Genomic DNA, 26828 nt, shown 5'->3' on the forward strand with positions numbered 1-26828 from the left:
CGGCGGCCTGCGAAGGCGTCATGTGCCAGTCACAGGCCATGATGTGGCCTGCTCTGTCAGTTCACAGATAAAGATGTTTTTTCTCGTTAAAGAACATAAGCCCGAGCGTCAAGCCCGAACCCGATCTCCATCGTGACAGCATGGAACGTCAGTCGCCGTAGGGCACCCAGACGTTCTTCACCTCGACGGCGCGGCGCAGCAAAACATCGCCAGCGGCTTCTTCCGAGGCCCAGTCGAGGCTACGGCCATTGCCGCTCCAGATACGTTTGAGGTTGCCGACGGACTCGACCTCCGCCTTGGCGCAGGTGTCGGCATCGGCGAACAGCCAGAGCCCATCGACATCGTCATGCTTGGCCAGCACGCCGGCAAGTTCGGCCGTGCGTCCGGTGACGATGTTGATGGCGCCGGCAGGCACGTCGGAATATTCGATGACCTGATAGAGATCGGTGGCGAGCAGCGGATGGCGCTCCGAAGGCACCGCGACCACCGTGTTGCCCATTGCCAGCGCCGGCGCGACCAGTGAGATGAACCCGAGCAGCGGCTGATTGTCGGGCGCGACGATGCCGACGACGCCAACCGGCTCATGCAGCGCCAGCGTCACCGCCCGTGCCGGTGGCTGGTGCACGCGCCCCTCGAACTTGTCGGCAAGTCCGGCATAGAGAAACAACCGCTCGATCGACTGGTCGACCTCCTCGCGTGCCGCCTTGGCGGTCGCGCCCGTGAGCTGGACGAGACGGGCGGCGAACTCCTCCGCCCGGCCGGAGAGGTTTTCCGCCAGATAGTAGAGCACCTGTGAGCGGTTGTAGGCGGTCGCCTCCGGCCAGCTCTTGCAGGCCCGCGCCGCGGAGACGGCATCGCGTATATCCTTGCGGTTGCCCAAGCCGACTTCGCCGGCAAGCTTGCCCTTGGCGGTGACAACCGCCAGCGAGTAGTTGCCATCGGGCCGAACCTGTTTGCCGCCGATGAACAGTTTTGCCGTCCGGTCGATTGCTGCGCCATCGGCCTGTTCAACGGGTTGTGCCGAGACTGTCGCCGGCTTGATGACCGGGCCGAGCGGCAGCTTTGCCGTGAGATATTCGAACATGCCTTCGCGCCCGCCCTCGCGGCCGAAACCGCTCTCGCGGTAGCCGCCGAAGCCGCAGGCGGCGTCGAACATATTGGTGCCGTTGACCCAGATCACGCCGGCCTTCAATTGCGGTGCGACGTGCAAAGCGAGGTTGACGTTTTCGCTCCACACCGAAGCGGCAAGGCCATAGCGGGTGTTGTTGGCGAGCTCGATCGCTTCCTCGGTGTTGCGGAACGTCATGGTCGCCAGAACGGGGCCGAATACTTCTTCCTGGGCGAGAATATTAGCCGGCGAAACGCCGGTAGCGAGGGTCGGCAGATGGTAATAGCCGGATGAGGGCAGCGCCGCATCCGGCTGCCAGCAGACCGCCCCCTGTTTTGCGCCCTCGGCGACCAGGCCCTTGACGCGATCGAGCTGCGTCAGATCGACCAGCGGGCCGATATCGGTGTTCTTGTCCAGCGGGCTGCCGACGCGCAGCCGGCTCATCCTGACCTTGACCTTGGCGAAGAACGCTTCGGCGATGCCTTCCTGCACCAGCAGCCGCGAACCGGCGCAGCAGACCTGTCCCTGGTTGAACCAGATGCCGTCGACCAGGCCTTCGACGGCGCTGTCGAGATCGGCATCCTCGAACACGATGAAGGCCGACTTGCCGCCAAGCTCCAGCGACAGCTTCTTGCCCGAGCCGGCGGTAGCCTTGCGGATGATCTTGCCGACTTCGGAAGACCCGGTGAAGGCGATCTTCTGGATGCCGGGGTGTTTGACGATGGCCGCACCCGCTTCCGGGCCGCCCTGCACGATGTTGACGACGCCTTTCGGCACGCCGGCGCGTTCGCAGATTTCGGCGAACAGGATGGCTGTCAGCGGCGTGAACTCGGCCGGCTTCAGCACCACCGTGCAGCCGGCGGCCAGCGCCGGCGCGATCTTCCAGGCCAGCATCAAGAGCGGAAAGTTCCACGGGATGATCTGGCCGACGACGCCGACGCCCTTGTGGCCGGGGAAATCCCTGTCCAGCGCCTGCGCCCAGCCGGCATGATGGATGAAGTGGCGGATCGCCAGCGGCACGTCGATGTCGCGGCTCTCGCGGATCGGCTTGCCATTGTCGATTGTCTCAAGCACCGCGAGCAGGCGCTGGTGGCGCTGCATGGCGCGGCCGATGGCATAGAGCACTTTTGCCCTGGTATAGCCCGAGGAGGCCGACCATTTCGGCAGCGCCTTGGTGGCCGCCGCGACCGCCGCGTCGATGTCGGCGGCGCCCGCGTCCGAAACCTTGGCCAGCAGCTTGCCGGAAGAAGGCTCGCTGGTCTCGAAGGTCTTGCCGCCCCCAGCCGCCTTCCAGGTGCCGTCGATGAACAATGCCTTGGAAAAATCGCGCACGGCAAGCCAGGCGTCGGCCTCGTTGCGGGCTTCCGGCGCCGGACCGTATTCCATGGCGTGATAGCGTTCGAGAATGTTCATGGGGCCCTCCAGATAATTGCCTCGGCAAGCGCTCTGTCGCGCCCCCCTCTGTCCTGCCGGACATCTCCCCCACAAGGGGGGAGATTGGCAGTTTCAGCGTGTCGCTGCCCTTGCGACGTTGAAAATGGACGAAAACAAGGAAGCGCGTGATCTCCCCCCGTATGGGGGAGATGTCCGGTAGGACAGAGGGGGGCGCCGTAGGGCTCCACGTTCGAGCCCTGACTCAAGCCATCGCGTGGCGATGATTGGCCGAATAATGCCCGGTCAGGTGATGCTCGAGCTGCCTCTCGATATCGGTGAGAAGGCTCGAGGCGCCGAAGCGGAACAGATCCGGTTCCAGCCATGGCCGGCCGAGTTCTTCCTTCATCAGCACCAGCCAGTCGAGCGACACCTTGGCGGTAGAAATGCCGCCGGCCGGCTTGAAGCCGATGAGATAGCCGGTCTCCTCGAAATAGGCCCTGATGGCGCGCACCATGGCAAGGCCGACGGGCAGCGTGGCGTTGACGCTTTCCTTGCCGGTCGAGGTCTTGATGAAATCGGCGCCCGCCATCATTGCCAGCATAGAGGCCAGCATCACATTGCGCAGCGTGGCGAGGTCGCCGGTGCCGAGAATGACCTTCAGATGCGCATCGCCGCAGGCAGCGCGCATCGAGACGATCTCATTGTAGAGCTCGCGCCATTTGGCCCCGAATACCAGGCCGCGCGGGATGACGACATCGATCTCGTCGGCGCCGTCGCGCACCGAGGCCTCGATCTCCTGGAGGCGGGTCGACAGTGGCGCAAGACCATGCGGGAAGGCAGTGGAGACGGCGGCGACATGGATGCCGGTGCCGCGCACGGCGTCGACCGCGGTGGCGACGAACGGATGATACACGCAGACGGCGGCCGGGCGGATGGGTTCGCCCGCAATGCCCAGGCCCTCGGCGATGTCGCGGCGCAGCGGATTGATCGCTTTGGCGCAAAGCCGGCGCACGCGCTCTTCCGTGTCGTTCGAGTTGAGCGTCGTCAGGTCCATGCAGGCTATCGCCCGCAGCAGCCAGGCCGCCTGGTTGTCGGCCTTGATCGAGCGCCGCTTGGTCAGGCTGGCGACGCGCCGTTCCAGCGCCGAGCGGTTGACGCTGCGCACCGACTCCAGAAAGCCGAGGTCGAGCTTCATGCCGGGATTGCGCGCGATGCGATGATCCAGCGGGAGGGCGGTGTTGGCGGCGGCGCGCGCCGGCAGCGGCATCACCTTGGCCTCGGCCTCGCGGATTGTGCTGCTCATCTCCTGCCCTTTCACTCAGCGACTGCGCTTATGTCTAGGTGTGTATCGTCTTCCCAAACCGCTCGGCACTTTTGGGCGACACGCACGAAGATAGCCCGCGAAGCCGCGCTTCACGAGTCCTCAAGCGAGGATAGCTGAAAAAGGCCGCGAAAGCAGCTAATTTTTGACCAGAAGGTCAAAAGCTCGATCGCCGGAGAAGAGCAGGCCTCAGCCGACGAAGGCGCGCTCGACGACAAAAGTCGAGGGATGGCTGAGCGAGCCTTCCTGGAAACCGAGGCTCTCGGCCATCTCCTTGACGTCCTTGAGCATATGCATCGAGCCGCAGATCATGATGCGGTCGGTCTCGGGATTGAGCTTCTCTATGCCGAGGTCGGCGTAGAATTTGCCGGAGCCGATCAGCGCGGTGATACGGCCCATGCGGGCCGACTCCTCGCGGGTCGTGGAGTTGTAGAGCGTGACACGGCCGCCGGTCAGTTCGCCGATCAGCGGGTCGCTTTCGAGCGCCGCCACCAGTTCCTGGCCATAGGTCAGCTCGGCATTGTCACGGCAGGTGTGGGTCAGGACCAGCTGCTCGAATTTTTCATAAGTGTCAGGGTCACGCAGCAGGCTGGCGAAGGGCGCGATGCCGGTGCCGGTGGAGATCATGAACAGCCGCTTGGCCGGCGTCAGCGCGTCGACCACCAGCGTGCCGGTCGACTTCTGGCGCATGATGACGGTGTCGCCGACCTGGATCTTCTGCAACTCCGAGGTCAGGGGGCCGTCCGGTACCTTGATGGAAAAGAATTCCAGCTCTTCGTCCCAGGCCGGGCTGGCCACCGAATAGGCGCGGAACACCGGCTTCTCGGCATTGGGCAGGCCGATCATGACGAATTCGCCGGAACGGAAGCGCAGCGACTGCGGACGGGTGATGCGGAACGAGAACAGCCGGTCGGTGTAGTGCTTCACCGAGACCACGGTTTCGGCATAGACATTGGCTGGAATCGGAAATTGCAGCGGGCGGGCGCCGGCGGTGTTGAACGCGGATGTGGTGTTCATCAAATCCAACCTTCTGGCCCAACTCACGAACGCGGGCGCCAAACCTTATTCCTGCGCGCCCGGACCGTTCAGGTTCCGGCGTGCTGCTCGCACACTCCAAAGCGGTAAGCTCTTGTGTCCGGAATTTATTAGTATACAAACGATATTTGCGTCAAGATGCCGCCGTAAAACACCTTTCCAAACTGTGACATATCCGTAGTCCCAGCATTTCGGGTTTCGACAATGAAAGAGAATTTTTCAGTGCAGCCGCCGGATTCCCTGGGCAGTGTCGTCGCCGGCATCGACGTCGGCGGAACCTTCACCGATCTGCTTCTGATTGATGGCAAGGATGGCGGGCGGGTACATATCGCCAAGACGCCCACGACCGTCGACAACCAGGCCTTCGGCGTCGTTTCGGCGCTCGATACCACCGGCTTTCCGATCGACGGCATCGATCTTATCGTGCATGGCACGACGACAACCACCAACGCGGTGCTCGAACGCCGGCTGGCGAAGACCGGCATGATCACCACGCGCGGCTTTCGCGACGTGATCGAGCTCGGCCGGCGCACGCGGCCGCAGCCCTATGGCATGACCGGCACCTTTGTTCCGGTCATCCCGCGCAACCTGCGGCTCGAAGTGTCCGAGCGCGTCGAGGCGTCGGGAGCGGTACGCATGCCACTCGACGAAGCCGAAATGCGCGAGGCGGTGAAGGCGCTGATCGATGCCGGCTGCGAATCCCTGGTCATCCACTTCCTGCATTCCTACGCTAACCCTTCGCACGAGCGGCGCGCCGCCGAGATCGCCGCCGAACTCTGGCCGAACGACTACATCACCGCGGGTCATGCGCTGCTGTCGGAAGCGCGCGAATTCGAGCGCGGCGTCACCGCCTCGGTCAACGCTTCGGTGCAGCCGATCCTCGAGCGCTATGTCGAGCGGCTGCGCAAGGAACTCGCCGACAAAGGCTACGCCCGCGACTTCCTGATCATGAACGGCAATGGCGGTATGATCTCGGCCCGCTTCGTCACACGTGAATCGGCCAAGACCGTGATGTCCGGCCCGGCCTCGGGCGTCATCGCCGCCGCCTACACGGGCAAGCGCGCCGGCTTCGAAAATCTCGTCACCTACGACATGGGCGGCACCTCGACCGACGTGGCGCTGATCCGCAACGCCGAACCGGCGGTTTCAAACGAGATCGAGATCGAATACGCCATGCCCATCCATGTGCCGATGGTGGCGGTGCACACGGTCGGGGCCGGCGGCGGCTCGATCGCGCGCGTCGACGCGGCAGGCCTGATCCAGATCGGCCCGGAAAGTGCCGGCGCCAATCCAGGCCCGATCTGCTACGGCCGCGGCGGCCTGCAGCCGACCATCACCGACGCCAATCTGGTGCTCGGCCGGCTGGCGTCGAAGAAGCTGCTTGCCGTCGACAATCCGGCCACATCAGAGCGTGTCACCGGCATTTTCGCCGACAGGATCGGCAAGGCGACGGGCTTGTCCGGCGTCGAAGCAGCCGGCGCGGTGCTCAGGCTCGGCAACATGAAGATGGCCGGCGCCATCCGCATGGTGTCGGTGTCGCGCGGTCACGATCCGCGCGATTTCGCGCTGTTCGCCTTCGGCGGCGCCGGCCCGCTGCACGCCACCGCTCTGGCGCGCGAACTTGGACTGCCCCGGGTGCTGGTGCCGGCACGGCCCGGCATCACCAATGCGCTCGGCTGCGTCGTCGCCGATCTGCGCCATGATTTCGTCAACACCATCAACCGGCCGGTAGGCGTTCTTGATGAAAGCCAGCTCCATCGGGTTTTGGAACGGCATCGAAACGAAGGCGAGGAGCTGATCGCCAAGGAGGCGGTGAAACCGCAGACCATCCGCGTCACCCATTCCGCCGACATGCAGTTCGTCGGCCAGACCCACATCATCAACGTGCCGCTGCCGTCCTCGTCGGTGACCCGGCAGGAGCTGCAGGCGCTGTTCGAAAAGGCCTATTTCGCGCGCTTCAAGGTCGAGCTGCCGGAAATCCGCGCCAATCTGGTCAACTTGAACACCTCGGTGACGGGTGTCAGGCCGGCGATCGATCTGTCGCGGCTGATCGACCCCGCCGGGCGGGCAAAGACGCTCGACGAGGCCCGGCGCGAGATCCGGCCGGTCTGGTACAGCGGGCGCTGGCATGACACGCCCGTATACGCACGCGAAGAACTGCCGCTCGATGTGATCATCGAAGGGCCCGCGATCCTCGAACAGATGGACGCTACCACGGTGCTCGAACCCGGCGACCGTGCCCGCTCGGACGCCGACGGCAACATCATCATCGACATTGGCGAGGCCTGAGATGCAAAAGCTCGACGCCATCACGCTCTCGGTTCTCCAGGCAGCCCTGCAGCAGGTCTGCGATGAGATGGACCTGACCTTTTCCCGCGCCGCCTTCTCACCTGTCATCGCCGAGGCCAATGACCGCTCCGACGGCATCTATTCGGCCGTCGACGGCTCGCTGATCGCGCAAGGCAGCCAGGGCCTGCCGGTATTCGTCGGCGTCATGCAATATTCGACCAGGACGGTGATCGAGATGATCGCCGACGGCCGCTGCCTGGCCCCGGAGCCGGGCGATATCTACATCGTCAACGACCCGTATCTCGGCGGCACGCATCTGATGGACGTGCGCTTCGTCATGCCGGTCTACCGGGACGGCAAGATTTTCTGTTGGCTGTCCAACACCGGTCATTGGCCCGACATTGGCGGTTCGGTGCCCGGCGGCTTCTCGGCTTCGGCGACGGCGGTCGAGCAGGAAGGCTTGCGGCTGCCGCCGGTCAAACTGTTCAAGAAAGGCGTACTCGACCCGGAGATCTACGCCATCATCTGTTCGAACATCCGCGTCGCCGACCAGCGCATCGGCGACATCAGGGCGCAGGCTGCCGCACTGCTGATCGGCCAGGATCGGCTCAATGGAATTCTGGATCGTTACGGAGACGAAACCGTTGTCGAGGCGATCGCAGAACTGCGCCGCCGCGCCGCCGAGCAGATGCGCGCCAACATAGCGGCCATTCCCGACGGGACCTACCGCTCGACGGCCTTCGTCGATTCCGACGGCGTGGTCAACGAGCCGCTGACCATCGCGCTCGCCGTCGAGAAGAAGGACGACACCCTGACTTTCGATTTCGCCGGCTCGTCAAAACCCTGCGCGGGGCCGATGAACAGCGTGCTGGCGACCACCTTGTCCTCGGTTTATCTCGCCATGCGCCATATCTTCCCCGATGTGCCGATCAGCGCCGGCGCCTTCGAGCCGCTCGAGGTCAAGCGGCCGGAGGGTACCTTCCTGGATGCCAGATATCCCCGCCCGGTCTCGGGCTGCGCCGCGGAAGTGTCGCAGCGCATCGCCGAGGCGGTGTTTGCGGCCATGGTGCAGGCGCTGCCCGACAAGGTAACGGCGGCGCCCGCCGGCTCCAGCGGCAATTTCGCGCTCGGCGGCAACGATCCGGCGCGCGGCCGCGACTATGTCATGTACCAGATCTCTGGCGGCGGCTATGGCGGCAATGCCGGCCATGACGGGCTGACCAATGGCTGCTCGACCATCGGCATCTCCAAGTCGCCGCCGGTCGAGATCATGGAGCAGGCCTTTCCGGTGCTTTACCGTCACTATGCGTTGCGCGAGGGCTCGGGCGGCGCCGGCAAACATCGCGGCGGCTTTGGCCTTGCCTACGAGGTCGAGATCCTGCGTGGAGAAGCCCGCGCCTCCTTTGTCATGGACCATGGCCGCTTCGGCCCGCAAGGCGCGCTCGGCGGCCGGGATGGCGAGCCCAACACGGTGGCCGTCATCCGCGACGGGAAGGAACATGTGCCGCCGCACCTCTCCAAGGAGCAGGACATCCCGCTCAAGGCCGGTGACCGCGTCCGCGTCGGTACGCCGGGTGGTGGCGGCTACGGCAATCCGCGTGAGCGCGATCCGGAACTGGTGGCTCAGGACGTCAGGCTTGGTTATTATACGGCTGAACAGGCCAGGGATTTGTTCGGCGCCGCATGAACTCGCTGGCGCCTTGTTCGACCCGGAGGAGTAAGGCCGCGGCCTGGTCCGGCTTGCTCGGAAATCGTTTTGGCCTCTCCTGCGGGTCCATGATATGATTTGCGAATGAAGTATCTTAATTCAAGAACCGGCCGCTCAGCCAAGACGGGTCATTTCGTGCTGACGAGAGCGCATGGCGAGAAAATCAGCGCTGTCGAAGGTATGAAGTTGTCGTCCCGCATGGCGAAAATACTCAACCATGGTGTGCGGCAAGGGTTGTCCGGTGACGAGCGGCGCTCGCTGATCAAAGAAGAAATCCGCAAAAAGAAATAGGCCGTTGGTCTACGCTGCCGAGTTCGATCCACTCTGCTACCCCGGCACGACCGTGCTTATAAATCTGCTTGATATCCGCGAGCAGGCAGAGCTCGATGAGGTCGAGCTCGCCTTGTTCCTGACTCGCGCGGACGAGCCCCTTCCGGCAGGCGAACTCGACTACCGTCACTATCTCCACCTGCATCGGCACCTGTTCCAAGACGTGTATGCTTGGGCCGGTCAGCCGCGCACCATCCGGATCGGCAAGGGTGGCAGCTGGTTTTGCTATCCCGAGCACATCGCCAGCGAGATGGTTCGGGTGTTCCGTGAACTTGACTCCTTGGCAGACCTAGACAGCCTCGGTTTTGCGAGGCACGTGGCCCACATCGTTGCGGAGGTCAATGCCGTTCATCCTTTTCGCGAAGGCAACGGCCGTACCCAACTCACCTTCCTTGCGATGCTTGCTGAACATGCGGGCTTCACATTCAACGCCGATATCCTGGAGCGAGATCGCGTTATTCAGGCGATGATTGACAGCTTCGGTGGTTCCGAGGCGCCGCTTCAAACGCTTATCGAAGACATCATCGCGTAGCTCAGCCGCTCACCCCCTCCGGTCCAGCTTCGCCGCCAGCCGGTCGCCCACCCACTGGATGCCGCAGACCAGGATGATCAGCACGATCACCACGGCGATCATCACTGACGTCTCGAACCGCTGGTAGCCGTAGCGGATGGCGAGGTCTCCGAGGCCGCCGGCGCCGATCGCGCCGGCCATGGCGGAGGCGCCGACCAGCGTCACCAGCGTCACGGTGAAGCCCGCGACGATGCCTGGCAGCGCTTCCGGCACCAGCACCTCGCGGATGATCGTCCAGCGGTTGCCGCCCATGGCGCGCGCCGCCTCGATCAGGCCATGGTCCACCTCGCGCAGCGACACTTCGGCGATGCGCGCGTAGTAGGGCGTGGCGGCGATCGACAGCGGCACGATCGCCGCCCAGGTGCCGATCGAGGTACCGACGATCAGCCGCGTCACCGGGATCAGCGCCACCAAAAGGATGATGAACGGCACCGACCGGAAGCCGTTGATGACTGCGCCGAGCACGCGGTTGACCCACAGGCTTTCGGCGATGCCGCCGCGTTCGGTGGCGATCAAGGCGAGACCAAGCGGCAGGCCGAAAACCAGCGAGATGAGGCCGGAAGCGGCCGTCATCAGCACCGTCTCCCAGATCGACCGCAGCAGAAGCTCAAACAGGATCGGCGACATGGCCAAGCACCTCCACCCGCGCCTGGCGGGACTTCAGGAATGCGATCACTCGCGCGAGATGGCTTGCATCCTTGCCGGGAACAGAAAGGAACAATGTGCCGACCGGCTGCTGCTGGATATGGTCGATGCCACCATGGATAAGGCGGAACGGGCCAGGCACCGTCGCCGCGAGATCGGACAGCAATGGGCTGCGCGCGGTCTCGCCGGCCACATCCACGCGCAGGATCGTCTCCGCCCCGGTCGCGGGCAGCAGCCGGGCCGAGAGCTCGGCCGGCAATTGCGGCCGGATGGCGCCAAGCAGGCTTTTCGTAATGTTCGAGCGCGGCTCGGCAAATACCGACCAGACCGGGCCTTGCTCGACGAAGCGCCCGGCGTCGATCACCGCCACGCGGTCGGCGATCGAGCGGATCACCTCCATCTCATGGGTGATCAAAAGGATGGTCAGGCCAAGCTGCCGGTTGATGTCCCTCAGCAAGGCGAGGATGGACCGCGTCGTCTCCGGGTCAAGCGCGGAGGTAGCTTCATCCGACAACAGCAGCGCCGGCCGCGCGGCCAGTGCCCTGGCGATGCCGACGCGCTGCTTCTGTCCGCCCGACAGCGATGCCGGATACGCCTTTGCCTTCTCCGACAGGCCGACCAGTTCAAGCAGTTCGGCGGCGCGCATCAGCCGCTCCGCCTTCGGGCGGCCCTCGATCTTGAGCGGTAGCGCCACATTGTCCTCGACCGTCTTGGCCGACAGCAGGTTGAAATGCTGGAAGATCATGCCGATGCGGCGCCGCAGCGGCTGCAGGTCGCGCTCGCCGAGCCGGCTGATCTCGCGGCCTTCGATGAAGACTTCACCGGAATCCGGCCGCTCCAGCCCGTTCAGGCAGCGGATCAGCGTCGACTTGCCGGCGCCGCTGCGTCCGATGATGCCGAGGATCTCCCCCTTGCGCGCCGTCAGCGAAATGCCGTCGAGTGCCGCCGTCGCGCCGAAGCGGCGCTTCAGGTCGACGAGCCGCACCACGTCTTGCGGCGGTGGGCCTGTGCCCTCCATGGCTTCTGCGGTTGCTGAGAAATGCTGGTTCATGCGCGGATCCCGAATACGATCGCGGCCCGCGCACCGCGCGGACCGCCTTCATGTCAAATGCACTAACAGCCTCAATAGGCGCTGAGGCCGGTGCCCTTGTAGACCTTGTCGAACTCGGCTTTCACCGCCTCGTTCTGGTAGGAGGCGACCAGCGTCTTCACCCAGGGCTCGTTCTCATTGCCAACCTTGACCGCGATGAAGTTGCGGTAGGGGTTGTCGGCGATAGGCTCCTGCGCGATACGGTTTTCCGGTGTCAGGCCGCTCTTCAGCGCCCAGTCGGTGTTGACCACGGCGGCATCGAGATCCTCGACGGAGCGGCCGACAATGCCGGCGTCAAGCTCCTTGATCTCGACCTTCTTCGGGTTTTCCGCGATGTCGGCGGTGGTGGCGAGAATGCCGGTGCCGTCCTTCAGTTTAATCACGCCCTCGTTCTGCAGCACGCGCAGCGCCCGGCCTTCATTGGAGGGATCGTTCGGCACGCCGATCACCGCGCCCTCGGGCAGGTCGGCGATCTTCGTATATTTCTTGGAGTAGAGGCCGATCGGCCAGACGCCGGTATAGCCGACGCGCACGATGTGGTAGCCCTGTGTCTTGATCTGGTTGTCGAGATAGGGCTGGTGCTGGAAGGCATTGGCGTCGATCTCGCCGCGTTCCAGCGCCTCATTGGGCTGGGTGTAATCGTTGAAGACCACGGTTTCGATGCTGAGGCCCTTTTGCGCCGCCTGGGCGACGACGACGCGCCAGACATCCTCGTCCTCGCCGCTGATGATGCCGACCTTGATCGCCTTCTTGTCCTCGGCGAACGAAGCGCTGGGCGCAATCAGCCCGGCGACCGCGACCGCCGAAGCGAAAAGCAAGCCAAGACCCGCGCGGCGGTTGAAATATGACGAGAGGGAAGACGACAAGGTGTTCCTGAAATCGGACATGATGGATCTCTGCGGTTGCGAAGTCACAAGCCGGGCGGAACGCCAAGCCTTGTCCAGATCATCAGAAACTCCAGGGATATTATCAAAGAACCGCGTTCCCGGTTCGCCCGGAAGCCCGGAATATTCTCTCAAAATTTTCTGAACGGCGAGCACGGTAGCCTAGCCGCCGCGCCAAACGGGCCGCAGCGCCGCGGTTGAGCTGACGAACGCACTTTCCCGTAGTGTCCCGGTTGCGATCTGGCCGGTCTGCTGGCGCATTCCGCTCTGAATCCCTATATGCCTAGAGGAAAGCACAGGAGATTTCATGATAGCCAAATACACAACCGCTGAAGAAATGGCTCAAACCGTAGGCGTTGAGCCGACAGCATTCCGTGAAGCGCTACGCAGTGCTAAGTTTCCCCGTAAACGCGGCACTGACTGGGAAGTGACAATCGGCGGCCCGGCATACTCAGGAATGCGTACCGTCCTAGCATCTCTCATACGGCGCAAGGCGGCCTGATTCCGACCGGTCCAAAAGGTCACATGTTCTTTTCAATCGCGCCGCTTTTCCATAGGAGTTTGGCTAGGATCGCGACAAGCGCGGCGTCTAATTTCAAACTGAGACACTACCCACTTTCCCGCTTGACTGCGTGGTGGCACGGAATAGTTTAGGCTGAAAATACCGGCCCTGATCGCCGGGCGGCAAGAATGCCTCGTATGCCTCGCCCTCCGGCGGTGGCTGCGGGGCATTGTTATTTTGGGGATCTGTTTGAAACGGCGTATCGAGATCGGCATCCTCTATTCCCGCTCGGGAAGCTATCAGCTCGTCTCCGATGCGTGCCGGATGGGCGCCATGCGCGCCATCGCCGACATCAATGCCGACCGCGGCTCGGGTATCGAACTGGTGCCCGTCGAGCGTGACCCACAGAGCAATGCCGATCGCTACGCGACGCTGTGCGAGGACATCTTCAAGACCAGCAGCGCCCGCCACGTGGTCGGCTGCGTCACCTCCTGGAGCCGCAAGGAGACCATTCCGGTGCTGGAAAAAGCCGGCGGCATGCTCTGGTACGCCTGCCCCTATGAAGGCTTCGAGGCCAACGAGCACGTCGTCTACATGCACGCTTGTCCAAACCAGCATCTGGTGCCGCTGATGGCCCATGTCGTGCCCCGCTTCGGCGCCAACGGCTTCCTGCTCGGCTCGAACTACATCTGGGGCTGGGAGATGAACCGCGTTGCGCGCGACCTGATCGCGGATGCCGGCGGCAAGGTCTTGGGCGAGCGCTATCTTCGTATCGGCGAGACCGACGTGTCACGGCTGATCGCCGAGATCCGGGCGACGCGGCCGAACTTCGTCCTCAACAACCTGATCGGCACCTCCTCCTACGCCTTCCTGGCGGCCTACCGCGACCTGGGCGTTGAGGACCCGGCCTTCAGCCCCGAGGTGTGCCCGATCATCTCCTGCAACCTCACCGAGGGTGAGCTGCCGGCGATCGGCGAAACCGGCAAGGGGCATTTGTCGGTCGGGCCGTATTTCGCGCCTCGCCCGGCGGCCTTCGCCTCGTCTTTCGAGGCCTCCGCCTATGCCTCCGTGCAAGTGATGGCCGACGTGCTCTCGCGTGATCCCGACGCCGGTCCGGCGGAATTTTCCAAGGCCTTCGCCGAACGGCGCTTCTCCACCCGGCTCGGCCCGATTGCTATCGACGCTCATTCCCAGCACGCAACGCTGCCGGTAATCATCGGCCGGATCGCCGACGGCTTCTTCGAGGTCGTCAGCCGGCAGCACGAGGTCGCGCCCGATCCGTACCTGTCACGCTACGACCCCGCCACGACATTCGGCCGGCCGCGCCTGAGGGTGGTGTCGTGACCAGGCCATCGCGCATCCCGAATCTCGGCGGCGCCAGGGCATTCATCCTGCATCGCCCGCACCCGACCGTGCAGGCCATCACCAGGCAGTTGTCCGCCATCGGCCTGGTCACCGTCGACTGCTGGCCCGAACTGCCGCCTGAAGCGCTGGCCGCCGATTTCGTGTTCTTCGACGCCGATCTCGGTTTCGACGAGCAATTCCCGTGGAAGGCCGGCGAGGCGCCGATGCCGCTGGTGGCGCTGATCGGTTCGGAGGCGCCCGGCCGCATCGAATGGGCTCTCTCGCACAAGGCCGATGCGCAGCTCCTGAAGCCGGTCGGCACTGCCGGCGTCTACAGCGCGCTGCTGATCGCAAGGCAGAGTTTCGAGGCGCGAAAACATTTGGCCGGCGAGATCGCCTCGCTGCGTCAGCGTGTCGCCGAGCGCCAGACCATCGTGCGCGCCGTCGCGGCACTGTCGAAAGGCGCCGACGACGATCGCGCCTACGCGCAGCTGCGCTCGCTGGCGATGAGCTGGCAGATCAGTGTCGAGGATGCGGCGCGCCGCATCGTGGCAATGACCAATGAGGAAGTAACGGGTGAGGAAGGCGGCGATGACCACTCCTATCGCGCCTGACCTCCCGGCGGCCGCACGCATGCCGGTCAAGTCGCGCGCCGGCGTCTGGCGCCGGCTGGTCAAACGCCGCCTGGCGCTGCTCGGTCTGTTCATCGTCGCCATCGTCCTTGCCGGCGCGATCCTCGCGCCATGGCTGACCGGCTATGACCCGAATGAGCAGATGTTCGACGGGCTGACGTTGGAAGGCTCGCCCTTGCCGCCCGGCGCAAAATTCTGGCTGGGCACCGATCTGCTCGGCCGCGACCTGTTGACCCGCATTCTCTACGGCGCCCGCACCTCGCTGATCATCGGCATCGCCGCCAATGGCGTGGCGCTGTTGATCGGCACGCTAGTCGGCGTCACGGCGGGTTATTTCCGCGGCTGGATCGGCAGCGCTCTCATGCGCTTCACCGATCTGATGATGGCGTTTCCGGCGCTGCTGCTCGCCATTTGCCTGGCGGCAGTGTTCGAGCCAAGTCTCTGGATCGTCGCTCTGGTCATCGCGCTGGTCAACTGGGTGCAGACCGCGCGCGTCATCTACACCGAAACCTCTTCGCTCGCCGAACGCGAGTTCATCGATGCCGAACGCACCATCGGGGCGAGCGCGCCGCGCATCCTGTTTCGCCACATCCTGCCGCATCTTCTGCCCACCATCATCGTCTGGGGCACGCTCGGCATCTCCACCACGGTGCTGCTGGAAGCGACGCTCTCCTTCCTCGGCATCGGCGTGCAGCCGCCGACGGCCTCCTGGGGCAACATCATCTTCGAGAACCAGACCTACTTCCAGGCGGCACCCTGGCTGGTGTTCTTCCCGGGTGCGGCGATCCTGGCGCTGGCGCTGGCCTTCAACCTGATCGGCGACGCGCTGCGCGATATCCTCGATCCGACGCAAAGGGGCCGGGCATGATCTCCTATCTCGGCCGCCGCCTGATCCAGTCGCTGCTCATCCTGCTCGGCGTCTCGCTGATCACCTTCGCGCTGCTTTATTTGCTGCCTGCCGACCCGGTGCGCCAGATCGCCGGCCGCAGCGCCACGCCGCAGACGGTCGAGAACATCCGCCAGCAGCTCGGCCTCGACCAGCCCTTCGTCGTCCAGTACTGGCACTATCTCACGAAGCTCGCCAGCGGCGATCTCGGCCGCTCCTACATCCAGCGCTCCGAGGTCACCGAGCTTATCGTCTCGCGGCTGCCGGCGAGCCTGCTCCTGATGGTCGGCGCCATCCTGTGCGAATTGCTGATCGGGCTCAGCATGGGCCTGATCGCCGCCGTCAAGCGCGGCACCGCCACCGACCAGACGCTGATGGTCGCCTCCTTCGTCGGCGTCTCGGCGCCGCAATTCGTCGTCGGCCTGCTTTTGCTCTACGTGTTCGCCGTGCGGCTGGGCTGGTTCCCGATCGGCGGCTACGGCACCTGGCGCCATCTGGTGCTGCCCTCGCTAACCATGGGCATTCTCGGCGCCGGCTGGTACGCGCGCATGATGCGCTCCTCGATGATCGACGTGCTGCGCCAGGATTATGTGCGCACCGCCCGCGCCAAGGGCCTGGCCCGCCGCGCCATCCTGTTCCGCCATGCGCTCCCCAACGCCATCCTGCCGGTCATCGCCATGATCGGCATCGATATCGGCATCTTCATGGGCGGCATCGTGGTGGTCGAAAGCGTGTTCGGCTGGCCAGGCATCGGCCAGCTCGCCTGGCAGGCGATCCAGCGCGTCGACATTCCGATCATCATGGGCGTCACGCTGGTGTCGGCCTTCGCCATCGTGCTCGGCAATCTCTTGGCCGACATCATCGCCCCGTTCATCGATCCCCGCATCAAGCTCAGATGAAACCAGAAAACCAACAGAGAAAGGGAACATAACAATGAAAAAGCTTCTCGCATCAACCGTGGCCGCATCGGCGCTGGCGCTGATGCTCGGCATGACCAGCGCCCGCGCCGAGGACACTATCGATCCCAACGCCAAGCAGGGCGGCGCCATCACCATCACCTACAAGGACGATGTCGCGACCCTCGATCCGGCGATCGGCTATGACTGGCAGAACTGGTCGATGATCAAGAGCCTGTTCGACGGGATGATGGACTACGAGCCGGGCACCACCAATCTCAAGCCCGACCTCGCCGAAAGCTACGAGATTTCGCCCGACGGCAAGACCTTCACCTTCAAGCTGCGCCATGGTGTGAAATTCCACAATGGCCGCGAGATGATCGCCGACGACGTGAAATACTCGCTCGACCGCGTCACCAATCCGAAGACGCAGAGCCCCGGCGCCGGCTTCTTCGGCTCGATCAAGGGCTATGACGATGTCGCCGCCGGCAAGGCCGAAAGCCTGTCCGGCGTCACCGTCGTCGATCCCTATACCGTCAAGTTCGAGCTGACCCGGCCCGACGCCACCTTCCTGCATGTCATGGCCATCAACTTCTCGCATGTCGTGCCGAAGGAAGAGGTCGAGAAATACGGCGCCGATTTCGGCAAGCATCCGGTCGGCACCGGCGCCTTCAAGCTCGCCGAGTGGACGCTCGGCCAGCGCATCGTCTTCGAGCGCAACGCGGACTACTGGCACAAGGGACTGCCGCATCTGGACAAGATCACCTTCGAGATCGGCCAAGAGCCGATCGTGGCGCTGCTGCGCCTTCAGAAGGGCGAGATCGACGTGCCCGGCGATGGCATTCCGCCGGCCAAGTTCCAGGAGGTGATGGCCGATCCCGAGCAGAAGGCGCGCGTCGTCGAGGGCGGGCAGCTGCACACCGGCTACGTCACCATGAACACCACCATGGCGCCGTTCGACAATGTGAAGGTGCGCCAGGCGGTCAACATGGCGATCAACAAGGCGCGTGTCGTCCAGATCATCAACAACCGTGCCGTGCCGGCCAACCAGCCGCTGCCGCCCTCGATGCCGGGCTACGACAAGGCGTACAAGGGCTATCCCTATGACGTCGCCAAAGCCAAGGCGCTGCTGGCCGAAGCCGGCCATCCCGACGGCTTCGAGACGCAGCTTTTCGCCATGAACACCGATCCCAATCCGCGCATCGCGCAGGCGATCCAGCAGGACCTCGCGGCGATCGGCATCAAGGCCAGCATCCAGTCGCTCGCCCAGGCAAACGTCATCGCCGCCGGCGGCGACAAGGCCGGCGCGCCGATGATCTGGTCCGGCGGCATGGCCTGGATCGCCGACTTCCCGGACCCATCGAACTTCTACGGTCCGATCCTCGGCTGTGCTGGCGCGGTGCCTGGCGGCTGGAACTGGTCGTGGTATTGCAACAAGGACCTCGACGCCAAGGCGGCCGAGGCCGACTCGGTGGTCGACCCGGCTAAAGCCGCCGAGCGCGACAAGATGTGGAGCGCCATCTACGACAAGGTGATGGAGGACGCGCCCTGGGCGCCGGTCTTCAACGAGCAGCGCTTCACCATGAAGTCCGCGCGCATGGGCGGCGCCGACAACCTCTATGTCGACCCGGTCCATATCCCGATCAACTACGACAATGTGTACGTAAAAGATGTGCAATAACTGCGACTACACCATCCACGGACGCCATCACCATTTCGGCTGGGACAATTCCTTTGCCCCGGCGCAGCGCGTGGCGCCCGGCTCGACCATCGAGTTTCAGTGCCTCGATTCCTCCGGTGGCCAGCTCAAGCCCGACAGCACCGTCGCCGACATCGCCAAGCTCGACTTCGCCGGGATCAACCCTGTCACCGGGCCGATCTTCGTCGAGGGCGCCGAGCCGGGCGACGCGCTGAAGGTGACGATCGAGATGTTCAAACCGTCCGGCTTCGGCTGGACGGCGAACATTCCAGGTTTCGGCCTGCTCGCCGACGACTTCAAGCAGCCGGCGCTCAACATCTGGAAATACGATGCCGCCTCGCTGGAGCCGGCCTTGTTCGGCAAGAACGGCCGCGTGCCGCTGAAACCCTTCGCCGGCACCATCGGCAACGCGCCGGGCGAGATGGGCCATCACTCGGTGGTGCCGCCCCGCCGCGTCGGCGGCAATCTGGACATTCGCGACCTCGCCGCCGGCACAACGCTCTATCTGCCGGTGGAGGTGGCCGGCGCGCTGTTTTCGGTCGGCGACACGCATGCCGCGCAGGGCGATGGCGAGGTCTGCGGCACGGCGATCGAAAGCCCGATGGACGTCGTGCTCAAGCTCGACCTTGTCAAGGACGTCAGGCTGAAGATGCCGCGCTTCACCACGCCCGGCCCGGTGACGCGCCACCTCGACACCAAGGGTTACGAGGTGACCACGGGCATCGGCCCGGACCTGATGACCGGCGCGAAAGAGGCGGTCGCCCAGATGATCGACCTGCTCGCCGGCCGTTACCAGATCGATCCGGTCGAGGCCTATATGCTGGCCTCGGTCTGTGGCGATCTCAGGATCAGCGAGATCGTCGACATGCCGAACTGGGTGGTGTCGTTCTACTTCCCGCGCTGCGTGTTCGAATGATATTCGGTCGGCGCTGCACCCCCACCCCGCTGCTTCGCAGCGACCCTTCCCACAAGGAGGAGGGTAAAAAACCGGCGCCCTACCTCCCCCTTGTGGGGAGGTCGGACCGAAGGTCCGGGTGGGGGGCGCCACAGAATAAATCCCTTGCAGGTTTGCGTCTGCAATGATCTCCGCCACCGAAACCATTCTCGACATCGCCAATCTCTCCGTCTCCGTGCGTGGCGAGGACGGCGAGCGCGACGTCGTCTCCAACCTCTCTCTGACGCTTTCACGCGGCGAGACGCTCTGCATCGCCGGCGAATCCGGCTCCGGCAAATCGATGACCGCGCTGGCGATCATGCAACTACTGCCGCGGCCCGCCGCGCGCATATCTTCGGGCACGATCCGCCTTCTTGGCGGGGATGCGGGCGACACCGATCTCACAGCGCTCGACGAGCGCCGGATGCGCCGCATCCGCGGCGACCGCATCGCCATGATCTTCCAGGAGCCGATGACCTCGCTGAACCCGGTGCTGTCGATCGGCCGCCAGCTCACCGAATCCATCGAGGCGCATACCAGCCTCTCGCCCGCCGAGGCCCGAAGCCGCGCCAGCGAGGCGTTGAAGGCAGTGCGCATTTCGGAAGCCGAAAGCCGGCTGAAACAGTTTCCGCATGAGCTGTCCGGCGGTATGCGCCAGCGGGTGATGATCGCCATGGCGCTGGCGCTGGAACCCGACGTGCTGATCGCCGACGAGCCGACGACTGCGCTCGACGTCACCGTGCAGGGCGAGGTTCTGGAACTGCTGCGCGACCTGCAGCGCCAGCACGGCACCAGCGTCATCCTCATCACCCACGACATGGGCGTGGTCGCCGAAATGGCCGACCGCGTCATCATCATGCGGCATGGCCGCATGGTCGAGGAAGGCAAGACATCGGACATTTTCGCCAGGCCGCAAGCCGAGTACACACGCGAGCTGCTCGCCGCCGTGCCGCGCATCGGCACTGGCGCCGGCCGCCAGAAATCGAAAGAGATTGCCGAGCCGGTTGCGCCGGCGAACGTCGCCGATGTCACCGATCTGCATGTCCGGTTCGACCTGCGTGGCGGCTTCTTCGGCCGGGTCAACCGGCGCGTCCATGCCGTCGAAGGCGTCAGCTTTTCGATCGCGCCCAACGAAACGCTGGCGCTGGTGGGCGAATCCGGCTGCGGCAAGTCGACCACCGCCAAGGCGCTGGCCGGACTGGTGCCTTATACCGGCGACATCGTCATCGGCGGACGCAACCTGTCGGGCCTCGGCCGCGACGAGCGCAAGGCGGTGCGCCGCGACGTGCAGATGATCTTCCAGGACCCCTACGCTTCGCTCGACCCGCGCATGCGCGTCGGCGATCTCGTCGCCGAGCCGCTGGTCATCCATGGCGTCGCTTTGAAGGAGGAGCGCAGGGAGCGGGTGGCGGCATTATTCGAGCGTGTCGGCCTGTCGGCCGGCCAGATGGAGCTCTATCCCCACGAATTCTCCGGCGGCCAGCGCCAGCGCGTCTGCATCGCCCGTGCCCTGGCGCTCAGGCCGAAGCTGATCATCGCCGACGAAAGCGTTTCGGCCCTCGACGTTTCCGTGCAGGCGCGCGTGCTCGACCTGTTGAAGGAATTGCAGCGCGAATTCGGCGTCGCCTACCTCTTCATCTCCCATGATATGGCCGTAGTCGAAAACATCTCCGACCGCGTCGCCGTCATGTATCTCGGCCAGATCGTCGAGATGGGCACGCGCGACCAGGTTTTCTCCAACCCGCGCCACCCTTACACCAGGCGGCTGATCGAAGCTGTGCCGGTGCCCGATCCGGCGAAGCGCAGGAGCCGGTTCGCAAGGCTGGACCAGGAGATTCCGAGTGCGACGCGGAGGCTGGGCGAGAGCCCGCAGAGGCTGGCGCTGAGCGATGTCGGAGGCGGTCACCTGGTGGCGGGGTGAGGGTATGCTGCTCATGTGGGGCGGCGCCGACGCTTCCTGTGGCAACTGCAGCCATATCCGGGCCGCGACGGCTGTCCCGATCCCATCAATACCCAAGCGCCATTCCGTCCTTGCGTGGGTCCGACGCCCCGGTCAGCGTTCCCTTTTCCCAGTCGATCAGCACCGCCTGGCCGCCGCCGAGCGGGTGGTGCGGCTGGGTGATGGCATGGCCGCGGCGGCGCAGGCCTTCGATCGCATCAGCGGGAACACCGCGCTCGGCCTCCACCATGCCGTCATTGTAGAACACTCGCGGCGCATCGAGCGCCTGCTGCGGATCCATGCCGAAGTCGAGCATGTTGGTCAAAAGATGGACGTGGCCGAACGGCTGGTAGCCGCCGCCCATGACGCCGAACGGCATCACCACGCGGCCGTTTCGCGTCGCCATGCCGGGCATGATCGTGTGCATCGGCCGCTTGCCGGGCGCGATGGCGTTCGGATGCGCCGGGTCGAGGCGGAAGCTCGAGCCGCGGTTCTGCAGCACCACGCCGGTCTTCGGGCCGACGACGCCGCTGCCGAAGGAATAATAGGTCGAGTTGATGAAGGAGACCGCGTTGCGGTCGCGGTCGACGATGGAGATGTAGACCGTGTCGCTGCCGGGCAGCTGCACATCCGGCAGGTGCGTCATGGCACGCTGGCGGTCGATCTCGGCGCGCAGCCGCTCGGCATAGGCGGCCGACAGAAGCTCTTTTACCGGCACCGGCACATGGTCCTGGTCGCCGAGGAAACGGTCGCGGTCGCGGTAGGCCAACCGCCCCGCTTCGATCTCCAAGTGCAGGCGCTCGGCGCCGCCGGGGTCGAGCTCGCCGAGCCTGAGCCCCGACAGCACATTCAGCATCACGAGCGCCGTCAGCCCCTGATTGTTCGGCGGCATCTGGTGGATCTCGTGGCCGCCATAGGAGACGCTGACCGGCGCTACATAATCGCCCTTGGTCGAAGCGAAATCCTCAAGCGAATGCAGTCCGCCCAACGCCCTGAGCCGGCTCACAATGTCGTCGGCCACGGTGCCTTCATAGAACCCGGCGCGGCCATGCCTGGCAATGATGCGTAAGGTGGCGGCAAGCTCCGGCTGCCGGTGCACGTCGCCGGCCCTGGGCGCCTCGCCGCCCGGCAGGAAAATGCGCGCGGCGTGCTCGTCGGCCGACAGGTCGGTCTCCGGTTCGGCCCAGTCGAAGGCGACGCGGTCATGCACGACATAGCCGTTCTCGGCATAGTTGATCGCCGGCGCCAACACCTCTGCAAGGTCCTTGCTGCCATGGTCTTCCAGCAGCCTGCACCAGGCGTCGATCGCGCCGGGCACGGTCACGGCATGCGGCCCCTGTTTGGGAAGTTCGCTGAAGCCTTTGTCGCGATACCAGTCCACGGTCGCCTTGGCGGGCGCCCGGCCGGAGCCATTGAAAGCCAGCACGTGTCCCTGCCCCGCGGGGCAATAGAGGACAAAGCAGTCGCCGCCTATGCCGGTCGATTGCGGCTCGACCACGCCCTGCACGGCGGCGGCGCAGACAGCGGCGTCCATGGCATTGCCGCCGGCGCGCAGCATGTCAATGGCTGCAAGCGTCGAAAGCGGATGCGAGGTCGCGGCGATCGCTTCGGTGGCACGGACCGGCGAGCGGCCGGGAAACTGGAAATCACGCATTCTGTCCGAATATCTCCTGGTCACTTGAAGCCAATTGGTCCGGTGAAATCAATGCCGTCTGCCGAAGATCTGCGCCACCGACAAGAGCACGACCGACAGCACGATCAGGCAGGTCGAGATGGCAGCGATCGTCGGGTCTATCTGGTCGCGCAGGGCGTTGAACATGCGGCGCGTCAAGGTCGTCGTCTCGCCGCCCGAGATGAACAGCGAAACCACCACTTCGTCGAAGGAGGTGATGAAGGCAAACAGCGCGCCCGAGACGATCGAGAAGCGGATCTGCGGCATGGTAACTTGCCAGAAGGCGGCTACGCGTCCGGCGCCCAGGCTGCGCGCCACGCGCTCCTGGTTCATGTCGTAGGAGCGCAGGCCCGAAAGCACCGTCAGCACCACCAGCGGCAGCGCCTGCACCGTATGCGCGATGACCAGGCCGGTCAGCGTGTTGTTCAGCCCGATGCGCGCGTAGAGGAAGAAAGTGCCGATGCCGATCAGGATCACAGGTACGATCAGCGATGCCGTCATCAGTGCGTTGATGCTGCCGTTGAAGCGCAGCGTGCCGCGATTGATGGCGTAGGCGGCGGCCGTGCCGAGCGGCGTCGCCACCAGCGCTGTCATAACGGCCACCTTGACCGAGACGACCGTCGCGTCGCGCCACTCCGGCGACTGGAAGTAGGTCTGGTACCAGCGCAGCGACCATTGCTGGGGCGGAAACTGCAGCAGCGTCGAATCCGAAAACGACATGATGACGATGATGACCGACGGCGCGATCAGGAACAGCAGCACGAGGCCGCCCAGCGTATAGAGCCACAGACGTTGCCGGTGCGAGATCGGCAGGCCGACATCTCCACTCATCGCGAACTCCACACACCTGTGGCGCGCGCGCCGAGCAGCCACTGGAACAGGCCGAGCAGCGCCAGCGTGACCGCGAGCAGCACGACGCCGAGCGCCGCGCCGGCGCCCCAGTTGGAATAGAGACTGGTGGTCTGTTCCATGCGCATCGCCCACATGACAACCTTGCCGCCGCCCATCAGCGCCGGCGTGACGAAAAAACCGAGGCACAGCACGAAGACGATGACCACGCCCGAGGCGAGGCCGGGCAGCGACAGCGGAAAGAAGATCTGCCGGAAGGTGGCGACGGGGCCGGCGCCCAGGTTCATCCCGGCGCGCAGGCAGTCGGTGTCGATGGTCTTCATCGAGGCGTAGAGCGGCAGCACCAGGAACGGCAGCAATATATGCGTCATGCCGATGACGACGCCGGAAAAATTGTTGGCCAGCGGCAGCGGCTGGCTGATGACTCCGAGGTAGATCAGCCAGCTGTTGATCAGCCCCTTGCGCTGCAGGATCACCAGCCAGGCATAGGTGCGCACCAGCACCGATGTCCAGAACGGCAGGATGACGAAGATCAGGCAGATCGACGCCGCCCGGCGCGGCAATTGCGACAGCATATAAGCCAAGGGATAGCCCAGCAGCACGCAAGCGGCGGTGACGATGAAGGCGACCTTGAAGGTGGTGAGGAAGGTCTTGATGTAGGAGGCCTGCTCGAAAAAGCGCGCATAGTTGGCCGCGCTCAAGACGCCGGCCTCGTCGAACAGCGACAGCCAGAACAGCCAGCCGATCGGCACGATGATGATGGCAAAGACGAGGAACAGGCTTGGCGACAGCAGCGCCAACAGCCGAAACTGCTCGCGCCGCGCATCGGCGCGCAACGCATGCGCGTTCAGGTCCTGGGTCATGGCGCCAATTGCCTCGTCCATCGTGGCGGTTTGCACGCTCATCAGTCCGCCGCCACCAGGATCGTATCCTGCGCATCGAGGCCAAGCGCGATCGGCTGCCCGGCGGCCGGCAACCTGGCCAGCACGTCGCTGCGGCAATAGTCGCGCAATGTCAGCTGCCTGCCGTCGCGCAGCACGGCGTAGCAGACGAAGCTGTCGCCCTGATAAATCACGTCACTGCGAGTCGCGCTGAGCACGTTGACGCCCTTGGCCGGCTCTGCATTTGACAGCAGCCGCAGCTTTTCCGGCCGCACCACCATCAGCTGCTGGCCCGATGCCGGCGCCGGCGCCGCGGTGTGGATTTGCCTGTCCTCGTACCAGACCGAACCGCTGCGGCATTCGACGGGAATGAAATTCGATTCCCCGATGAAGCCGGCGACGAACCGGGTGCGCGGCGCGGCGTAGAGAATTTCGGGCTTGTCGAGCTGCTCGATGCGCCCGGCATTCATGACGGCGATACGATCCGACATGGTGATCGCCTCGCGCTGGTCGTGCGTGACATAGACAGTCGTCATGCCAAGCCGCCGATGCAGGGCGCGCAGTTCGATCTGCATGTGCTCGCGCAGGCCCTTGTCCAACGCCGACAGCGGCTCGTCCATCAGCACGATGCGCGGCTCGAACACGATGGCGCGCGCCAGCGCCACGCGCTGGCGCTGGCCACCGGAGAGCTGGTCGACGCGCCGTTCGCCGAGGCCCTGCAACTTCACCAGCTCCAGCGCTTTCTCGACGCGTTCCACCGTCTCGGCGGCCGGAACGCGGCGCTGCTTCAGCGGAAAGGCGATGTTGTGGAAGACGTTCATATGCGGGAACAGGGCATAGTTCTGGAACACCATGCCGATATTGCGCCTGTGCGGCGGCGTGGTGATGATCTCCTCGTCGCCGACCTTGATTGAGCCGGCATTGGCCCTGACGAATCCCGCCAGGATCATCAGCAGCGTCGTCTTTCCGGAGCCGGAAGGGCCGAGCAACGTCAGGAATTCGCCGGCCGCGACGTCGAGATTGAGGTCGCGCAGCACCGATACGGAGCCAAAACGTTTCTCTATCGCGCGCATGCCGATCGGCAGCGCGGATGGCGCAATGGACAAGATTGTTTTCTCCTAGGCAGGACTCCAAGAAGCAGGGCCAGGCGGCCCCGCAATGTCAGGGTTTCCGGTCTATTGCTGGATCAGATTGTTGAACTTCTCCGTCGCCTCGACGAGGTTGTCGCGCCAGAACTCGGCGTCCTGCAGCACCTGCTTCTTGACGTTCTCAGGCGACGAGTTGATGTCCTTGATCCGCTCCGGCGGGATCTTCCCGGTCTCGAACGCCTTCTCGTTGACCGGTCCGTTGTCGACATAAAGCGGCAGATTGGCCTGCAATTGCGGACTGACGAACATCGCCAGCGCCTTCATCGCGACCTCCTTGTTCTTGGCGCCCTTGGGAATGACCATGCAGTCGGCGGTGAGTACGCCCTGGTCGAAGGAGAAGCTGACCGGCGCGCCTTCCTTCTTCAAGGTGCCGGCGCGGCCGTTCCAGATGCTTGCCATGTCGACCTCGCCGTCCTTCACCAGTTGCATGGCCTGCGCGCCGGAAGTCCACCAGGCATCGACATGGCCACGGATCTTGTCGACCGATTTCAGCGCGCCGTCGATGTCGACAGGATAGACCTTGTCGATCGGAATGCCTTCGGCGAGGGCTGCAACGCTAAGCGTCTCCGTCGCCTGGCTGCTGCTCAGTGCGCGCCGTCCGGGAAACTTCTCCACATTCCAGAAGTCGGCCCAGGTCTTGGGGCCTTTGTCACCGAATACGTCGGTCCGGTAGACGAGTACCACGGAGGTGTAGGAGATGCCGACCCAGTCGTCATGCACGAGCTTGGGATTGATGCCGCTCTTGTCGATGAGGTTGTAGTCGAGCTTTTCGAAAAGCCCTTCCTTCGAGCCGCGCGCGCATTCGTCGGCGCCGAGCTCGGTGATGTCCCACTTCACCGCGTTGCCTGTCACCTGCAGGCGCACGTCATCGAGGCCGTTGGTGGTGTCTTCCTTGATGGTGATGCCGAGCGCATCGGCGGTCGGCTTGAAGAAGGCCTTGGCCTGCGCCTCCTGATAGGTGCCGCCCCATGAGGCGACGGTAATGGTGTCGCCTGCCGCGGCGGGCGCCGTGACCGTTGCCATAAGGCCCGCTATGGCAACGACGCTAATGCCTTTGGTACTGTTCATTTCGGTTCTCCAACCGGTGTTCC

At 64.5% G+C, this 26828-nt stretch carries 22 protein-coding genes; 11 read left to right on the forward strand and 11 right to left on the reverse strand.

Annotated features, from left to right (window positions below; translation table 11 throughout):
- Positions 1 to 148 precede the first annotated feature (148 nt).
- From LB545_RS03920 to LB545_RS03930, 3 genes are all read right to left on the reverse strand, one after another.
- On the reverse strand, positions 149 to 2521 hold the full coding sequence (locus LB545_RS03920) for an aldehyde dehydrogenase family protein (RefSeq protein WP_140559098.1): 2373 nt from the start codon (positions 2519 to 2521) through the stop codon (positions 149 to 151).
- A 223-nt stretch (positions 2522 to 2744) separates the two neighbouring features.
- Positions 2745 to 3785 (reverse strand): deoxyribose-phosphate aldolase, encoded by a 1041-nt coding sequence (gene deoC, locus LB545_RS03925; protein ID WP_140559097.1) that lies wholly within the window; start codon positions 3783 to 3785, stop codon positions 2745 to 2747.
- A 207-nt stretch (positions 3786 to 3992) separates the two neighbouring features.
- On the reverse strand, positions 3993 to 4820 hold the full coding sequence (locus LB545_RS03930; RefSeq protein WP_140491577.1) for a ferredoxin--NADP reductase: 828 nt from the start codon (positions 4818 to 4820) through the stop codon (positions 3993 to 3995).
- Positions 4821 to 5042: 222 nt separating this feature from the next.
- Between LB545_RS03930 and LB545_RS03935 the strand changes: the two genes are divergently transcribed.
- From LB545_RS03935 to LB545_RS03950, 4 genes are all read left to right on the forward strand, one after another.
- The gene (locus LB545_RS03935) at positions 5043 to 7127 is read left to right on the forward strand and encodes a hydantoinase/oxoprolinase family protein (protein ID WP_140559096.1); all 2085 of its coding nucleotides are present in this window, start codon (positions 5043 to 5045) and stop codon (positions 7125 to 7127) included.
- A gap of 1 nt (position 7128) precedes the next feature.
- Positions 7129 to 8814: a hydantoinase B/oxoprolinase family protein gene (locus LB545_RS03940; protein WP_224704464.1), complete on the forward strand. Its 1686-nt coding sequence runs from the start codon at positions 7129 to 7131 to the stop codon at positions 8812 to 8814.
- 105 nt (positions 8815 to 8919) lie between these two features.
- Complete coding sequence (locus tag LB545_RS03945) at positions 8920 to 9126, forward strand: hypothetical protein (protein ID WP_140514236.1); 207 nt, start codon at positions 8920 to 8922, stop codon at positions 9124 to 9126.
- A gap of 4 nt (positions 9127 to 9130) precedes the next feature.
- Positions 9131 to 9697, forward strand: a complete 567-nt coding sequence (locus LB545_RS03950) for a Fic/DOC family protein (protein WP_224704466.1) — start codon at positions 9131 to 9133, stop codon at positions 9695 to 9697.
- Between the two features lie 9 nt (positions 9698 to 9706).
- Here LB545_RS03950 and LB545_RS03955 read toward each other — a convergent pair whose 3' ends face one another.
- The 3 genes from LB545_RS03955 to LB545_RS03965 form a co-directional block, all read right to left on the reverse strand.
- Positions 9707 to 10363: a methionine ABC transporter permease gene (locus LB545_RS03955; protein ID WP_140662489.1), complete on the reverse strand. Its 657-nt coding sequence runs from the start codon at positions 10361 to 10363 to the stop codon at positions 9707 to 9709.
- A complete protein-coding gene (locus LB545_RS03960) occupies positions 10344 to 11432 on the reverse strand; it encodes a methionine ABC transporter ATP-binding protein (protein WP_140763022.1) in 1089 nt (362 codons plus the stop codon). The genes LB545_RS03955 and LB545_RS03960 overlap by 20 nt, the downstream gene beginning before the upstream one ends.
- Before the next feature lie 71 nt (positions 11433 to 11503).
- A complete protein-coding gene (locus LB545_RS03965; protein ID WP_140491565.1) occupies positions 11504 to 12358 on the reverse strand; it encodes a MetQ/NlpA family lipoprotein in 855 nt (284 codons plus the stop codon).
- Between the two features lie 748 nt (positions 12359 to 13106).
- On the opposite strand from LB545_RS03965, the gene LB545_RS03970 reads away from it, so the two are divergent.
- The 7 genes from LB545_RS03970 to LB545_RS04000 all read left to right on the forward strand — a co-directional run bounded on the left by LB545_RS03970 (position 13107) and on the right by LB545_RS04000 (position 21169).
- Positions 13107 to 14201 carry a transporter substrate-binding protein gene (locus LB545_RS03970; RefSeq protein ID WP_140763019.1) on the forward strand — a complete coding sequence of 365 codons (1095 nt, stop codon included), beginning with the start codon at positions 13107 to 13109 and terminating at the stop codon, positions 14199 to 14201.
- A complete protein-coding gene (locus LB545_RS03975; RefSeq protein WP_140491561.1) occupies positions 14198 to 14815 on the forward strand; it encodes an ANTAR domain-containing response regulator in 618 nt (205 codons plus the stop codon). Before LB545_RS03970 ends, LB545_RS03975 begins: the two co-directional genes overlap by 4 nt.
- Positions 14793 to 15701, forward strand: coding sequence for an ABC transporter permease (locus LB545_RS03980; protein ID WP_411971064.1), 909 nt, complete (start codon positions 14793 to 14795; stop codon positions 15699 to 15701). Before LB545_RS03975 ends, LB545_RS03980 begins: the two co-directional genes overlap by 23 nt.
- Positions 15698 to 16618 carry an ABC transporter permease gene (locus LB545_RS03985; protein WP_140625241.1) on the forward strand — a complete coding sequence of 307 codons (921 nt, stop codon included), beginning with the start codon at positions 15698 to 15700 and terminating at the stop codon, positions 16616 to 16618. The genes LB545_RS03980 and LB545_RS03985 overlap by 4 nt, the downstream gene beginning before the upstream one ends.
- A gap of 34 nt (positions 16619 to 16652) precedes the next feature.
- Positions 16653 to 18296: an ABC transporter substrate-binding protein gene (locus LB545_RS03990; protein ID WP_224704467.1), complete on the forward strand. Its 1644-nt coding sequence runs from the start codon at positions 16653 to 16655 to the stop codon at positions 18294 to 18296.
- Entirely contained in the window at positions 18286 to 19230 is a 945-nt protein-coding gene (locus tag LB545_RS03995; protein ID WP_224704468.1) for an acetamidase/formamidase family protein, read from the forward strand. The genes LB545_RS03990 and LB545_RS03995 overlap by 11 nt, the downstream gene beginning before the upstream one ends.
- Positions 19231 to 19393: 163 nt before the next feature.
- A complete protein-coding gene (locus tag LB545_RS04000; protein ID WP_224704469.1) occupies positions 19394 to 21169 on the forward strand; it encodes an ABC transporter ATP-binding protein in 1776 nt (591 codons plus the stop codon).
- A gap of 85 nt (positions 21170 to 21254) precedes the next feature.
- Here the strand turns inward: LB545_RS04000 and ggt are convergent, their stop codons facing one another.
- The 5 genes from ggt to LB545_RS04025 form a co-directional block, all read right to left on the reverse strand.
- Positions 21255 to 22841 (reverse strand): gamma-glutamyltransferase, encoded by a 1587-nt coding sequence (ggt, locus tag LB545_RS04005; RefSeq protein WP_140563703.1) that lies wholly within the window; start codon positions 22839 to 22841, stop codon positions 21255 to 21257.
- A 48-nt stretch (positions 22842 to 22889) separates the two neighbouring features.
- The gene (locus LB545_RS04010; protein WP_224704470.1) at positions 22890 to 23690 is read right to left on the reverse strand and encodes an ABC transporter permease; all 801 of its coding nucleotides are present in this window, start codon (positions 23688 to 23690) and stop codon (positions 22890 to 22892) included.
- Positions 23687 to 24613 carry an ABC transporter permease gene (locus LB545_RS04015; protein ID WP_224704471.1) on the reverse strand — a complete coding sequence of 309 codons (927 nt, stop codon included), beginning with the start codon at positions 24611 to 24613 and terminating at the stop codon, positions 23687 to 23689. Before LB545_RS04015 ends, LB545_RS04010 begins: the two co-directional genes overlap by 4 nt.
- The gene (locus tag LB545_RS04020; protein WP_140655397.1) at positions 24613 to 25695 is read right to left on the reverse strand and encodes an ABC transporter ATP-binding protein; all 1083 of its coding nucleotides are present in this window, start codon (positions 25693 to 25695) and stop codon (positions 24613 to 24615) included. The genes LB545_RS04015 and LB545_RS04020 overlap by 1 nt, the downstream gene beginning before the upstream one ends.
- A gap of 69 nt (positions 25696 to 25764) precedes the next feature.
- Complete coding sequence (locus LB545_RS04025; RefSeq protein ID WP_140514265.1) at positions 25765 to 26805, reverse strand: ABC transporter substrate-binding protein; 1041 nt, start codon at positions 26803 to 26805, stop codon at positions 25765 to 25767.
- Positions 26806 to 26828 lie beyond the last annotated feature (23 nt).

It is taken from the genome of Mesorhizobium sp. BR1-1-6 (assembly GCF_020165355.1).
Classification (GTDB): Bacteria; Pseudomonadota; Alphaproteobacteria; order Rhizobiales; family Rhizobiaceae; genus Mesorhizobium.